Origin of the sequence: Acinetobacter sp. Q85-2, from assembly GCF_013420555.1 — a bacterium.
Classification (GTDB): domain Bacteria; phylum Pseudomonadota; class Gammaproteobacteria; order Pseudomonadales; family Moraxellaceae; genus Acinetobacter; species Acinetobacter indicus.
Window position 1 is genome coordinate 29840 of record NZ_VOXW01000005.1, and the last position, 13733, is coordinate 43572.

The 13733-nt window shown below is 46.8% G+C and carries 15 protein-coding genes; 9 read left to right on the plus strand and 6 right to left on the minus strand.

Going from position 1 to position 13733, the window contains the following annotated elements; all coding sequences use genetic code 11:
* Nucleotides 1-109: 109 nt before the first annotated feature.
* The 4 genes from ureE to FTT68_RS03650 all read left to right on the plus strand — a co-directional run bounded on the left by ureE (nt 110) and on the right by FTT68_RS03650 (nt 2781).
* Complete coding sequence (gene ureE / locus FTT68_RS03635; protein WP_180054781.1) at nt 110-595, plus strand: urease accessory protein UreE; 486 nt, start codon at nt 110-112, stop codon at nt 593-595.
* On the plus strand, nt 582-1247 hold the full coding sequence (locus tag FTT68_RS03640) for an urease accessory protein UreF (protein WP_005179301.1): 666 nt from the start codon (nt 582-584) through the stop codon (nt 1245-1247). The genes ureE and FTT68_RS03640 overlap by 14 nt, the downstream gene beginning before the upstream one ends.
* A 145-nt stretch (nt 1248-1392) precedes the next feature.
* Nucleotides 1393-2007 (plus strand): urease accessory protein UreG, encoded by a 615-nt coding sequence (gene ureG / locus FTT68_RS03645; RefSeq protein ID WP_005179298.1) that lies wholly within the window; start codon nt 1393-1395, stop codon nt 2005-2007.
* A gap of 342 nt (nt 2008-2349) precedes the next feature.
* Nucleotides 2350-2781 (plus strand): hypothetical protein, encoded by a 432-nt coding sequence (locus tag FTT68_RS03650; RefSeq protein WP_104487345.1) that lies wholly within the window; start codon nt 2350-2352, stop codon nt 2779-2781.
* Nucleotides 2782-2833: 52 nt separating this feature from the next.
* Here the strand turns inward: FTT68_RS03650 and rsmD are convergent, their stop codons facing one another.
* Both rsmD and mrdA read right to left on the minus strand, forming a co-directional pair.
* Nucleotides 2834-3388, minus strand: coding sequence for a 16S rRNA (guanine(966)-N(2))-methyltransferase RsmD (gene rsmD / locus FTT68_RS03655; protein WP_016659264.1), 555 nt, complete (start codon nt 3386-3388; stop codon nt 2834-2836).
* A gap of 3 nt (nt 3389-3391) precedes the next feature.
* Nucleotides 3392-5404, minus strand: coding sequence for a penicillin-binding protein 2 (mrdA, locus tag FTT68_RS03660; protein ID WP_104470010.1), 2013 nt, complete (start codon nt 5402-5404; stop codon nt 3392-3394).
* 239 nt (nt 5405-5643) lie between these two features.
* On the opposite strand from mrdA, the gene FTT68_RS03665 reads away from it, so the two are divergent.
* The 4 genes from FTT68_RS03665 to FTT68_RS03680 all read left to right on the plus strand — a co-directional run bounded on the left by FTT68_RS03665 (nt 5644) and on the right by FTT68_RS03680 (nt 8578).
* Nucleotides 5644-6162 (plus strand): hypothetical protein, encoded by a 519-nt coding sequence (locus FTT68_RS03665; RefSeq protein ID WP_104484164.1) that lies wholly within the window; start codon nt 5644-5646, stop codon nt 6160-6162.
* Nucleotides 6163-6224: 62 nt separating this feature from the next.
* Nucleotides 6225-7541 (plus strand): hypothetical protein, encoded by a 1317-nt coding sequence (locus FTT68_RS03670; protein ID WP_005179289.1) that lies wholly within the window; start codon nt 6225-6227, stop codon nt 7539-7541.
* Nucleotides 7542-7623: 82 nt separating this feature from the next.
* On the plus strand, nt 7624-8283 hold the full coding sequence (gene adk / locus FTT68_RS03675) for an adenylate kinase (protein ID WP_005179287.1): 660 nt from the start codon (nt 7624-7626) through the stop codon (nt 8281-8283).
* An 88-nt stretch (nt 8284-8371) separates the two neighbouring features.
* Nucleotides 8372-8578, plus strand: a complete 207-nt coding sequence (locus tag FTT68_RS03680) for a hypothetical protein (RefSeq protein WP_005179286.1) — start codon at nt 8372-8374, stop codon at nt 8576-8578.
* A 93-nt stretch (nt 8579-8671) separates the two neighbouring features.
* On the opposite strand, the gene nth is transcribed toward FTT68_RS03680, so the two are convergent.
* Nucleotides 8672-9382, minus strand: a complete 711-nt coding sequence (gene nth, locus FTT68_RS03685) for an endonuclease III (RefSeq protein ID WP_045796358.1) — start codon at nt 9380-9382, stop codon at nt 8672-8674.
* Between the two features lie 3 nt (nt 9383-9385).
* On the minus strand, nt 9386-10183 hold the full coding sequence (locus FTT68_RS03690) for an RnfABCDGE type electron transport complex subunit B (protein WP_104470011.1): 798 nt from the start codon (nt 10181-10183) through the stop codon (nt 9386-9388).
* A 341-nt stretch (nt 10184-10524) separates the two neighbouring features.
* On the opposite strand from FTT68_RS03690, the gene gdhA reads away from it, so the two are divergent.
* Nucleotides 10525-11868 (plus strand): NADP-specific glutamate dehydrogenase, encoded by a 1344-nt coding sequence (gdhA, locus tag FTT68_RS03695; RefSeq protein WP_180056482.1) that lies wholly within the window; start codon nt 10525-10527, stop codon nt 11866-11868.
* 78 nt (nt 11869-11946) lie between these two features.
* On the opposite strand, the gene FTT68_RS03700 is transcribed toward gdhA, so the two are convergent.
* Together FTT68_RS03700 and FTT68_RS03705 are read right to left on the minus strand one after the other, a co-directional pair.
* Nucleotides 11947-12708, minus strand: a complete 762-nt coding sequence (locus FTT68_RS03700; protein WP_087662516.1) for an META and DUF4377 domain-containing protein — start codon at nt 12706-12708, stop codon at nt 11947-11949.
* A 155-nt stretch (nt 12709-12863) separates the two neighbouring features.
* Nucleotides 12864-13640, minus strand: a complete 777-nt coding sequence (locus FTT68_RS03705; protein WP_087662515.1) for a dioxygenase — start codon at nt 13638-13640, stop codon at nt 12864-12866.
* Nucleotides 13641-13733 lie beyond the last annotated feature (93 nt).

The following is a 13733-nucleotide window of genomic DNA, read 5'->3' on the forward strand; positions in this document are numbered from 1 at the left end:
TAATTGGCATAAAAACTGCTTACTTTTGATGCGTAAATTTACAGATATTTTGCTTTGAAATTGAAAAACATAAATCAAAGCAAAACATCTTCGTGACAAAAGGAATAGCATGAAAATCTACACTCAACGAATAGAACACATTTCAGAGGGAAGCACTTTTGAAATCGTTGAACTCAGCTTCGACACCCGCCAAAAGAGCCGATTTCGTGCAACATTAAAATCAGGCGCCGATATTGGTGCAGACCTGCCGCGTACCGGCATTTTGCGTAGCGGCTCATTTATTGCCACTGAACAAGGGGATGTACTCCGGGTCGATGCAAAACCTGAACACCTGATGCAAGTGGTCGCCCAAACCGATTTTGATTTATTGAAAGCGGCGTATCACCTCGGCAACCGCCATGTACCGCTGATGCTCACGCCAACTGCACTGTATTTTGAACCAGATCATGTGCTGGCTGAAATGGTCATTGGACTGGGTCTGACTGTGAGTGAAGTCGAGCATCCCTTTGAACCAGAAAGCGGGGCATACGCACAGCACAGTCATGATCATCGTTTAAGCCCGATCAAGGCTATTCACGCCCATGCCCATCACTAATGCAGCGCAACTGCTCAAACTGCTAACCCTGTCCTCGACAGCGTTACCGGTCGGAGCGTATTGCTATTCGCAAGGGGTAGAAAGTGCGATTGATCAGGGCCTGATTCAAGATGAAAGCAGTAGCATCGCCTACTTTGAAGAAGTCTTGGAGATGCTACTGGTACGTTTTGAACTACCGGTCTTAAAACGGCTGATGCAATTTTATGATGATGACACACAGTTTGATCATTGGGCGCAGATTTATCGTGCCAGTCGGGAAAGCCGTGAACTTTTAGCAGAATCACAGCAGCTGGCATTTTCTCTTAATGCATGGATTAAAGATGTGCTGAAAATGCCGGTGACGGTGAAAAAACAGCTAGGTTTTGTGCCGGTTTATGCCCAGCTCTGCGGCCAGTTGGGTCTCAATGACGCAGATGTATTAACCGCTTATACCTTTACTGTGCTGGAAAATCAGGTGCTGGCGGCGGTGAAAACTGTCCCGCTGGGGCAGATGAGTGGGCAACGGATTTTATGGTATTTACATGAGCAGGTTCCGGCAGCCATCGAAAAAGCCTTAACGCTGGAAGATGAGCAGCTCAGTAGCGCCTTACCCAATTACGCCATGCTGAGTATGGCGCATGAAACTCAGTATTCACGCTTATTTCGTTCTTAAAGTCTTCCTTTTTAAAGGGAGATTGAGAGGGCTCAAAAATTTAATCAATATTCTCTCTCCCTTTGGGAGAGGGAAATCACCTCACCTTAGCGCAGTATGACTGCTCATCTCCTAGAAGGAGAGGGCATTTATAAGGAAAATCAACATGACAGAACGTTCTCCATTACGTGTCGGCATCGGTGGTCCAGTCGGTTCAGGTAAAACTGCACTTACTCTCAATTTATGTCAGGCCTTGCGCCAGCGCTATAACATGGCGGTGGTCACCAATGACATTTATACCAAGGAAGACTCCAACTTTCTTACCCGCAACGAAGCCATGAGCCCAGACCGGATTGTCGGTGTCGAAACAGGTGGCTGTCCGCACACTGCCATCCGTGAAGATGCTTCGATTAACCTGGCAGCGATTGACGACTTGTGTGAAAAGTTCGATGGCTTGGAATTGATCATTATTGAAAGTGGTGGCGATAACTTGGCAGCAACCTTTAGCCCGGAATTATCCGATCTGACTTTATATGTGATTGATGTGGCCGGTGGTGAAAAAATTCCACGTAAAGGTGGGCCGGGCATTACCAAATCCGATTTGCTGATTATCAACAAAACCGATTTAGCCCCGATGGTCGGCGCCAGTCTGGAAGTAATGGATCAGGATGCCAAGCGCATGCGTGGTGATAAACCGTTTTTATTTTCTAACATGAAAACCAAAGATGGTTTGGAGCAGATTATTGAGTTTATTGAAAAGCAGGGCCTGTTTAAAAACTAAATAGCCTAAGCAATATCTCTATTTTTCCCTGATTCTAAAAAGATGGCTACGGCTGTCTTTTTTTTTTCTTTTGTGCATTCAATATTTGTGCTGCTTGAATATCGAGTCAAAAGCACATTTATCCTAAGTCAATTCTATATCTATATTTAAATATTAGATTGGGAAGAGCAGATAAAACCTTAACTGGACAGAAGCTCGGCCAGTCTTTTCTTTTATCCACCAGAAAAATAGCCTAGATATGCATGAAATGTGAACTTGTACATACAGGAACGCAACAAAAAATTGCCAGTAAATTCATGCTAATTGCTGAAAATGCAGCCATCTGAACAGGGAATAAATTGCATGAAAAAGCTGGCTTTTGTGTCGCTGGTGGCGGTGGCGCTTACCGGGTGTGTGGTCACGCCGTATGAGAATGGTCCACGACATAGCGTTTATACCGGTTATGATCGAGGCTATTCAAACTATCCATATACCGTGTCGCGTTGGGAAAATGAACGCCGTCCGGTGTATATTCAGCAGCGTCCATCGGTTAAGCCAGTGAATCGTCCACATGCTCAACGTCCGCATGGGCAAAAACCGGGTCAGGCCAACCGTCCTGCACATAAACCGACACAGAGTAAACCTGCACAAAGCAAACCAGTAAAGCCAAATCGTCCGGTGGCCAACAAGCCGCCAGCGAAAAAACCACAGGCGAGTAATCCAGCTAAGGCCAAACCAGTGACGGCTTTGCCGCCGACTTCTGGAGTGCAGCGTCCATTACGACCGGGCGTATAAATCAAAAAGGATTCCATCTGGAATCCTTTTTTTATAACCGTTCAATCAAACGTTAAAGTGATTTCTGATACAGTCCGGCGCGGACCGTACCGGCTTTGGTTTCCTTGATTTGCTGCCAGGAGGCCGGCAGTTTTAGCTGTTTTAGATCACGGTCGGCTTCGACATAAATCAGGCCTTTATCCTGAATTAATGGATCAGCCAGTTGTGCCAGCTGTTCCCATAAATCCAGGCTATAAGGCGGATCAAGAAACACCAGATCATAGCTGTCTTTCAGACTGGCCAGCGCCTGCTGTGCAGTACTGATTTTTAACTGGGCCCGGGCTTTGGTGACTTTTAACAGTTCTAGGTTCTGGGTCAGGAACTGGGCTTGAGTGCGGTCCGGTTCAATCATGGTGACCTGTGCAGCACCACGTGATAGCGCTTCAAAGGAAAGCGCCCCCGAGCCGGCACACAGGTCCAGCACTTTGGCATTTTGCACATCCCACATCAGCCAGTTAAACAGGGTTTCACGCACCCGGTCCGGCGTCGGGCGTAAACCGTCAATACTGGCAAAGGCCAACTGGCGACGTTTCCAGTCTCCACCAATAATTCGTAGCTGGTTTTTCATGGTTTAGTCACTCTCTATTGTGGCAGATGGGGCAGCGGCCGGTGTTGCTGGCGCAGATGCAGCAGTATCCTGAGCCGGAGTGGTGGTGCTACGAGCACCTTCGGCACTTGGCAGTTCACTTGGCTTTAAACCGGCGGTCATCAGGCCACCACTAATTTGGGCCGCAGATGGACGAATCGGATTCTTGTCTTTGTTGAGTAGCCAGTAATCCAGAATTGGACGGGCCAGGGCCGTGGCAGCACTCCCACCACGGCCATTTTCCAGAATCACCGCAATGGCAATTTCAGGTTTTTCTGCCGGAGCGAAGCCGACAAATAAACCGTGGTCAAGCTGACGGTCGGTGAGCAGCGCTTCATTATAGCGTTTGCCCTGCGCAATACTTTTGACCTGCGCGGTCCCGGTTTTTCCGGCAATTGAATATTGCAGGCCGCCTTTAATGCCTTTACCGGTGCCTGATTGAATAACATCGACCATGGCATCGCGCATTTTAATCCAGTCTTCATCGGTCCCGTTAAATTCAATGCGGCCATTTGTACCATTATGCACCTTAAATGGCCGTGCACCGCGGCTTTCACGCAGCACGTGTGGCGTGACTTTAAAGCCCTGGTTGGCGGTAATGGCCGTGGCCATGGCCAGTTGTAATGGCGTCGCGGTAAAGGCACCCTGACCAATACTGACCGAAATGGTCTCACCGCGCATCCATTTGGCATTGCGGGTACGCATCTTCCATTCCGGACTTGGATATAGGCCGGTGCTTTCACTTGGTAAATCGACGCCAGTGCGTTCACTAAAACCAAACTGGCGCATCCAGTCATTCATCTTTTCAATGCCCATCCGGTAGGACAGTACATAGAAATAGGTATCACAGGACACCACCTGAGCGGTGTGCATATTGACAATGCCATGCCCCGATTTTTTATGGTCACGGAAACGGTGGCTATCGCCCGGTAAGGTGAAATAGCCATAATCCTGAATCGCGGTGCTCCAGTCGACCAGACCATAATGAATCCCGCCTAAACCAAACATCGGCTTAATGGTCGAGCCGGGCGGATACACCCCTTGCACGGCGCGGTTATACAGCGGCTGGTCAATATTGTCGCGCAGGGCAGCATAATTGGTATGGCTGATGCCGGTGACAAAGAGGTTCGGGTTAAAGCTGGGGCTCGACACCAGCGCCAGAATTTCCCCGGTACGTGGATCGAGCGCGACAATCGCACCACGGCGGCCGGCCAGCTGTTCAGAGGCCACCACTTGCAGGCCATAATCTAAGGACAGGTATAGATCATTACCGCGAACCGGATCTTTACGGCCCAAGTGACGCAGCACATTACCGTGTGCATCTGCCTCGACCGATTCATTGCCCGGTACGCCATGCAGTAAATGTTCGTATGATTTTTCTACGCCAATTTTACCAATCAGGTTGGTGCCGGCGTAGGCATCTTTATCAATCTCTTTCAGCTCTTTGTCATTGATCCGGCCCACATAACCAATCACATGCGCAAACAGCTCACCATGTGGATAGTAACGGGTCATCTGGGTTTCAATATTCACCCCGGGAAACTGGAATTTCACTTCACTGAAACGGGCAATATCGGTTTCGTTCAGATTCAGTTTAATGGACACCCGTTCAGTTTTACGTGCGGTTTTAATCCGGCTCTGGAAGCGTTCAATATCTTCTTCAGTCAGTTCCAAAATCGGGGTCAGCCGTTCGATGGTGGCATCAATATCTTCCACATCGGCACGGCTTAAGGTCGCGGTAAAGACCGGATAGTTATCGGCCAGCAACACCCCATTACGGTCATAGATATAACCGCGCGCAGGCGCTAAGGGTTGCAGGCGAATCCGGTTTTTGTCAGATGCGGTGGCAAACTCATCAAAGCTGCTGATTTGCAGATAGGCATAACGCACCACCAGCAGCAGTAAAAAGAAACTGACCAGCCCGATAGAGATGAATACCCGATTGCGAAAAATGCGCTTTTCTTGCTGAACGTTTTTTAAAGGAAAGTGCTGTTTCATATGCAATCGGCTTAAACAGATCAAGGAGATGAGAATAGGGCTGTTATTCTAGCCGATAACACAGCGCTTTGCGTATGCCTGCATGACCGATTCGACACAAATAATGTGATTTAGGTTTTTGACTTTTGCGACAATAAAAAGATCAGCTGCTGTATATAAGAATCTGGGTAAATCTGCTACAGTCAAAAAAATAAAACAGGATTGTTTTACAATTAGAATTAAGGAACTTGGTGAAAATAATGAAAAAAGTATATTCCTTAGTGGCATGTATTGCGCTGTGCAATGTGGCCTATGCCGAAGAATCTTCTTTTTTCCCGCAGGCAAAATTGACCGGGGAAGATACAAAAACCTGGAATATCGGGGCAGGAATTACACAAAAATTACTTCATTTAAATGCAGAATGGGTCAATCCCTACGGTATTGCCTATGCCAAAGCCGGGGCATTTTTAAATGGGGATCATGAACCGGGTGGACAAATTGGCTTTCGCTTGCCATATCATTTCACCGGTAAAGATAAAAATGGTTATTATATCGGAGCTTATGCGGGTCATCTTGAATCCAAAGTGGTCGACCAGAAAGAGAAAGCACGTCTGGGCGCTGGTGTAGATCTTGCTTATGTCTTGCTGAGCCGTGAACGGATCAGTACCTTTAGTGTGGGGATTGGTGCAGGTGAAAAACTGGAAGATCGGGCCGGTCGGGTGATTGCAGAAACCGAGCCAAAACTACAATTTTCCTATACTTTAAGTGTGGGTTTATAGCCAGAATAGCGAGTTAAATGCTTTTAGAATCCGGTAATTAGAAATAAATATGGAAAATATGCATGCTTGAGTACATCAATCAGTTGTGGCAAACCTTTTTGAATCGCCCGGATTTTTGGGCTGTGCTCAGCATTATCCCTGTCACCGCTTTTGTGACCTGGGCCCACGTGTGGATGGCACTGAAAATGGTGTTCTATCCCATTAATTTCTGGGGCTTTCATCTGGGGCCGTTGCCGGTGGGCTGGCAGGGGATTGTGCCGAGAAAAGCCGGGCGTATTTCAGGCATTATTACCGACAATACCTTGTCTAAACTGGGCTCATTGCGCGAATTTCTGGATGCCATGGACCCGGAAGATATGGCACGGATTATTGGCGAGCAGGTCGGTTTCGAGCTGGAGCATTTAATTGATGAGGTGATGATCGATCGCAATGCTGTGCTGTGGGAGAACCTGCCGTATTCAATTAAACGCCGCATTTATGCCCAGGCACATAAACAGCTGCCTGCGGTGCTACGTGAACTGGTCACTGAACTGACTTTGAATGTCGAGTCACTGGTGGATATGCGCGAAATGGTGGTACGCCAGATGGAAGGCGACCGCCGTTTAATGGTGCGCATGTTCCTGAAAGTGGGCCAGAAAGAAATTAACTTTATCTGGCATATCAGTGCGTTAATCGGGATGTTCTTTGGTATATTCCAGATGATTGTCTGGTTTATTGTGCCGTGGCACTGGACCGTACCATTCTGGGCCGCCATCTGGGGCTTTTTAACCAACTGGATTGCGATCTGGATGGTGTTCAACCCGATTGAACCGCATTATGTGAAGTATCCACAATTTTTTACGCGAACACAGAGTCGCAAATTTCCGTGGATTAAACCTGTTATTCCGCGCATTGGCACCTATAATGTTCAGGGTGCCTTTATGAAGCGCCAGGAAGAGGTGTCTGATGTATTTGCCAGTGTGGTCACCGAAGATTTAATTACTTTAAAATCCATTATGACCGAAATGATGTATGGCAGTAAAAAAGACAAGACCCGTCGGATTGTTAAACGCCATATTAATGAAATTATGGAAACCCCACTGGTCAGAACCTCTTTACAATTGTCTTTAGGGCCAAAAGAATACGCAAAACTCAAGACAGACTTGATCGATCGCTCAATTGAAATTACGATGGTGCCTGTATGCGACCCAGCCTTTAATGCGAGCCGTGCACAGAAAATCTATCAAATGTTTAGAGAACGTATTCTTGAACTTACACCAAGAGAGTTTCAAAATTTATTGCGTCCTGCCTTTCAGGAAGATGAATGGATCTTGATTGTATTGGGAGGGGTAACCGGTTTTATTGCTGGTTTAATACATTTGTTTGTCGCTTTCTTATAATTGGATGCTGGACAGCATGTCGAACCTGAGTTCGTCATGAACAAAGTGTCATGTACATTGTTAAAAATGAGGATGTTTTTTTATGCGCATTATCTTACTCGGACCACCTGGAGCAGGTAAAGGTACACAAGCTCAGTTGATCTGTAAGCGCTACAATATCCCACAAATTTCAACCGGTGATATGCTCCGTGCTGCGATTCGTGAAGGTACTGAATTAGGTCTACAGGCTAAAAACGTAATGGAAAGCGGTGGTCTGGTTTCAGATGAATTGATCATCGGTTTAGTGAAAGAGCGTATTGCTCAACCTGATTGTGCCAATGGCTGCATTTTTGATGGTTTCCCGCGTACCATTCCACAAGCGGAAGCGCTGGAAAAAGAAGGCATCAACATTGATCACGTGATTGAAATTGATGTACCGGACGAAGAAATCGTACAGCGTCTGTCTGGTCGCCGTCAGCACCCGGCTTCTGGTCGTGTTTATCACATCGTTTACAATCCGCCAAAAGTGGAAGGTAAAGATGATGAAACGGGTGAAGATCTGGTACAACGTCCAGATGACCAGGAAGAAACCATTCGTAAGCGTTTAGCGTCTTACCACACTGAAACTGAGCAGCTGGTTGGTTTCTACCAAGGCCGCGCAGCGACAGGTGAAAATGCACCGACGTATGACAAACTTAACGGTCTGCGTCCAATTGAAGACGTACAAGCGGATCTGTTCGCAATTTTAGATCAGGCAAAATAATCACCCGCTGATTGTTTTGACTTTAAGGGAGTCCTCGGTCATAGTAGGGCTCCTTTTTTATTTGCGTGCGTATAAGGAAACTGCCTCGGTGAAAATTGGTATGTTAATTTTAATGGTGCTGTTCCTGGCCATGTTGGTGGGTCTGTTTTATATCAGCTATAAAATGCTGCTAAAAGTGCGTCAGGAAGAACGTGCTGCAAATGCCAACCAGCCACAGCAGCGTCAATTGCATCCTAAATTGCAGGCGCAATTAGAGCAGCAGAAAAAAGCACAGGATAAAGACGCACAAGACTAAGCGGCTTTTGGTCGCCCGACTTACATCAGCATTATTGAATGATCTACCTCGAATATGCAGCGCAGGTCATCTTCAAGTATAAAAAAGCTGAATTCAGGATTCAGCTTCAATATTTTTGACCGCAATCTGGCGCGCAGCTCCAAACTCAAACCGGTCTGGCCAGTTACAGACATCGGCCACCACACATTCATGACATTTGGGCTTGCGGGCAATACAGCAATAGCGGCCATGCAGAATTAGCCAGTGATGTGCATCAACGATAAATTCTTTCGGAATCACTTTCACCAGACGGTGTTCCACTTCCAGCACATTTTTACCCACGGCTAAACCGGTCCGGTTGCCGACACGGAAAATATGCGTGTCGACTGCCATGGTCGGTTGACCAAACGCTGTGTTCAGCACCACATTGGCTGTTTTACGCCCCACACCCGGCAAGGCTTCCAGATCGGCCCGATTTTCCGGTACCTGGCTGTTATGCTTTTCAATCAGGATTTTACAGGCCTTAATCACATTTTCCGCTTTGGAATTATATAGGCCAATGGTCTTGATATAGTCCTTTAGCCCATCAACCCCCAGTGCATAAATCGCTTCCGGAGTATTCGCTACTGGAAATAACTTATCTGTGGCTTTGTTCACGCTGACGTCGGTGGCCTGCGCCGATAAGGTCACTGCCACCAGCAATTCAAACGGTGAGGAGAAATTCAGTTCGGTGGTTGGATGCGGACGCTGTTCACGCAAGCGCTCAAAAAAGGTATAGACCTGCTTTCGGGTCAAGTTTTTTACCGGTTTGACTGCGCTGCTCATGAATTAGGCCTCTCCCTGTAAGTGCTGTAATTGTTGCTGAAGCTGCGCCAGTTGCGCGCGCTTGTTGGCATCTTCACGCACACTCAGCTGTTTTTCTAATTTTTTGATCTGGGTTCTGAGCTTGGCCAGCTCGATGGTGGTTTTGGCATCGTGGGTGACAGCCGGATGATCGGCTTTTTCAACCATCTGGATTTCCGGTACGGCATCGGTCTGCTGCGAGAACTGGGCGAACAGCGCGGTATCAATTTCAGCACGCACCACGGGCCCTTTACGGTGCAGGCGGCGCAGCTCTTCACGCTGAATGTGCGCATAATAGCGCTGGCGTAAATCCTTCTGCTCGCTCATCCGTTCCGCGTCTGTGGGTACGGGTTTGACATCTTCAACCAGATCAATACAGTCCACCGGGCAGGGTGGAATACACAGTTCACAGCCGGTACACAGGTCGGTCAGAATGCTGTGCATCAGTTTGCCGGAACCTAAAATGGCATCGACCGGGCAGGCATTAATACATTTGGTACAGCCAATACATTCATCTTCACGAATCACCGCTTTCATACGCTGCGGACGGCCATCGGACTGAATGGGCCAGACACTGGCTTCGGCGGTTAAGCGTTCTCTGCCCAGCAGTTTGGCCAGCGCATCGGCAACCGGTTGACCGCCCGGTACACATTTATTGGCGGCTTCACCTTCGGCAATCGACTTTGCATAGGGTAAACATCCATCCCGATGTCCACATAAACCGCATTGGGTTTGAGGAAGCAGGGCATCAATATTCTGGATGAGAGCAATTTGCGAATTCATGTAAAAACCACGGCTGCGAAGGGCGCAGAGAAAGCGAACAATAAACCTGAGCCGCAGATTCTAGCATGTTTTCAAGCATTAAGCTTGTGTACAAAGTTGGACCATAATCTGCTTTATTTTTGGGCAAAATGGTCAATTTTAAATACATATTTGCTTACAAAAAATGGAATAATTTTTCAATTTTGATCAATCTAATTTATTGAAAATATGGATTAAATAAAGTTTTTTGAAAAAAACTATTGTAGATTGTTAACAAAAGATATTTAATATTTTGCGCCAAAATAAATCATTGATTGAAATTTTGCCCAATTTTGATCCAACATTCTGCTGAGGATTAAGCGTTGAAATATAACAGCCTTAACGATTTCCTAGATTACGTTAAAACACGTGATGCCTATCAACCAGAGTTTCTACAAGCAGTAGAAGAGGTGATGACCAGCCTGTGGCCATTCATTGAAAAGAATCCTCAATACGCTGCACATGGTCTGTTAGAGCGTTTAGTCGAGCCAGAACGTGCGATCCAGTTCCGCGTTTCCTGGGTAGATGATCAGGGTCAAACTCATGTGAACCGTGCGTTCCGTGTTCAATACAACTCGGCAATTGGTCCATTCAAAGGTGGTATGCGTTTCCACCCGTCAGTGAACCTGTCTATCCTGAAATTCTTAGGTTTTGAACAGACTTTCAAAAATGCCTTAACTACTTTGCCAATGGGCGGCGGTAAAGGCGGTTCAGACTTTGACCCTAAAGGTAAATCTGAAGGCGAAATCATGCGTTTCTGCCAGGCGTTAATGATCGAGCTTTATCGTCATTTAGGTTCAGACACAGATATCCCGGCGGGTGATATTGGTGTAGGTGGCCGTGAAGTTGGCTATATGGCCGGTATGATGAAAAAGCTGAGCAATGACACTTCATGTGTGTTCACGGGCAAAGGCTTAACATTCGGTGGTTCTTTGGCACGTCCAGAAGCAACAGGTTACGGTACAGTTTATTTCGCTGAGGAAATGCTGAAAACTCGTGGCGACAGCTTCAAAGACAAAGTCGTAGCAATCTCTGGTTCAGGTAACGTCGCGCAATACGCTGCTGAAAAAGCCATGTTCCTGGGCGCGAAAGTGGTTTCACTGTCTGACTCTAACGGTACTGTGTATGTGAAAGATGGTTTCACAGACGAATTGCTGAAAGAAGTGATGGATCTGAAAAACATCAAACGTGGCCGTATCTCTGAATTTGCGTCTAAACACGGTTTTGAATACTTGGAAGGCAAACGTCCTTGGGGTATCAAGTGTGACATCGCGCTGCCATGTGCAACTCAAAACGAGTTAAACAGTGAAGATGCTGAGGTATTACTGGCTAACGGTGCAATCTGTGTGGCTGAAGGTGCCAACATGCCGTCTACTTTAGAGGCAGTTGAGAAATTCGTTGAGGCGAAAATTCTGTATGCACCAGGTAAAGCATCAAATGCTGGTGGTGTAGCGACTTCTGGTCTGGAAATGTCTCAAAACGCATTACGTTTGGGCTGGACGTTTGAAGAAGTAGATGAGCGTTTACACGCAATCATGAAAGAAATTCACCGTAACTGCGTGAAATACGGTACTCAGGAAGATGGTACTGTTAACTACGTAGACGGCGCAAACATTGCAGGCTTCGTAAAAGTTGCTGATGCAATGCTGGCTCAAGGCGTATACTAAGTTTTAACTGCGTATAAGCTGAAAAAACCGAGGCACTGACCTCGGTTTTTTTATGGGTTATTTTTTTAAGATCTGCTGTTAATTGATCCGGCCAGTTTCAACCGTCATATCGTGTACATAGGCATATTTGGATTGATCAGCCGCCGGGTTTTTCAGTTCATAACGTTTGACCCGAATAATCTGGCGTTCATTCGGATTGTGCTGAAAGCCTTCAATTTGGTCATAGAATAAAGTCCAGTCCTGATCAACTTGGGTTTTCAGACCCTGTTCATTGTATTTGACTTCGCGTACCTGCAAGCAGGTTTGTGGAGCAACGCCGGTACAGGCTTTGGTTTCCGGGGAAATTTCCAGGAAGATGGTTTCACCGGCCGACTGGTATTTGGTTTCCGGCGTCATTTTGCCCTGAAAAGTATGTTGCTGGCCATCTGCAGCGGTCAAGATTAAGCTCGGTTGTTGTGTATCTTTCATGTCCAGCTGCACGCTGACAGGTTTTTGGAACAGGGCAGCGGCAAAACGTTCCTGCTGCATGGCGCTGGCTTCACAGGCCATTTCGGTACTGATTAACATACCCACCTGTAACTGGTTGTTGTTAATCTGCCAGTTACCGCCCATCTGGTTACAGCTGGTGCCAATACTTAAACGGCCATTGTCATTAAAATTCAGGGTCAAGGGTTTGGCTGTGCCGGTATCTAAAGACCATTGGTAAGCGCTGACAATCTTATCGGCATTTTGTTGTTGTAATACAGACACTGCAATATCTCCCGCACGTTGCAGATCACTACTCTGGCAAGCGGCCAAGCTTAAAGGGAAAAGTAAAATAGCTAAATATTTGAGTTTCATTTTATAAATAAAGCACTTATCGGAAATTTATCAGAATATAACCGATTTGCTATTTAAAAAAATGGATACATTTGCCCCTTTCCGGTTGCAAAATGTATCCATAAATAATTTTTTGTTAATAAATAATAAAAAGTTATGTTTGGTCGCGCTAGATTTTAGTCAAAACGGTAAATATCCATACCCAGTGCACCCATGGTAAAACTGCTATGCACAATACTAAAACGATGACCGGTGCCCATGCTAAAAAACAGGGGTGCCAGATGTTCGATAGTGGGATGGTTGCGATTGACATACGGAATGGTCGGCCAGTCCAGTACCGCATCATAGTCCTGATGCGCCAGTTTGCTGACCACATAATTACGGAAAGTCGAAGCCCATTCTGGCACCACGCTGTGCTGGTTGTCCCAAGATAGCTCTCTTAAATTGTGGGTAATACTACCTGAACCAATCAGCAGAATTTGGCGTTCACGTAACACCGCCAAGGTCTGGCCAATCTTGTACAGATCTGCAGCTTGCAGATGCATCGGCAACGACACTTCAATTACCGGAATGTCCGCTTCAGGATACATATGCAGCAAAGGCATCCATACCCCATGATCGCGCGGGCGGGTGCTGTTGGCATGCGCATTAAAACCGGCATTGGCCAGTAGCTGTAATACTTCTTCGGCCAGCTCAGGTTGTCCCGGTGCCGGATAGCGAATCTGGTACAGCTCTTCCGGGAAGCCGCGGAAATCATGCCAGGTTTCTGGACGAATACCGGTGTTGACTTCAAGACTGCGACTTTCCCAATGCGCCGACATCACCACAATCGCCTGCGGTTTGGGCAGGTTGGTGCTTAAACGGGCAAGTGCCGGCCCGACCTGTTCAGGATTGAGCGCGAGCATAGGCGAACCATGCGATATAAATAAGCCGGGAAGGGTCTGTAAATTCATAATGAAAGCCTATGTCACGATTCTGGTCCTATCATGTCAAAGCGACATGCTTTATTAAACCGGGTCGGGTTCAACAGAATGTTCTAAATACGA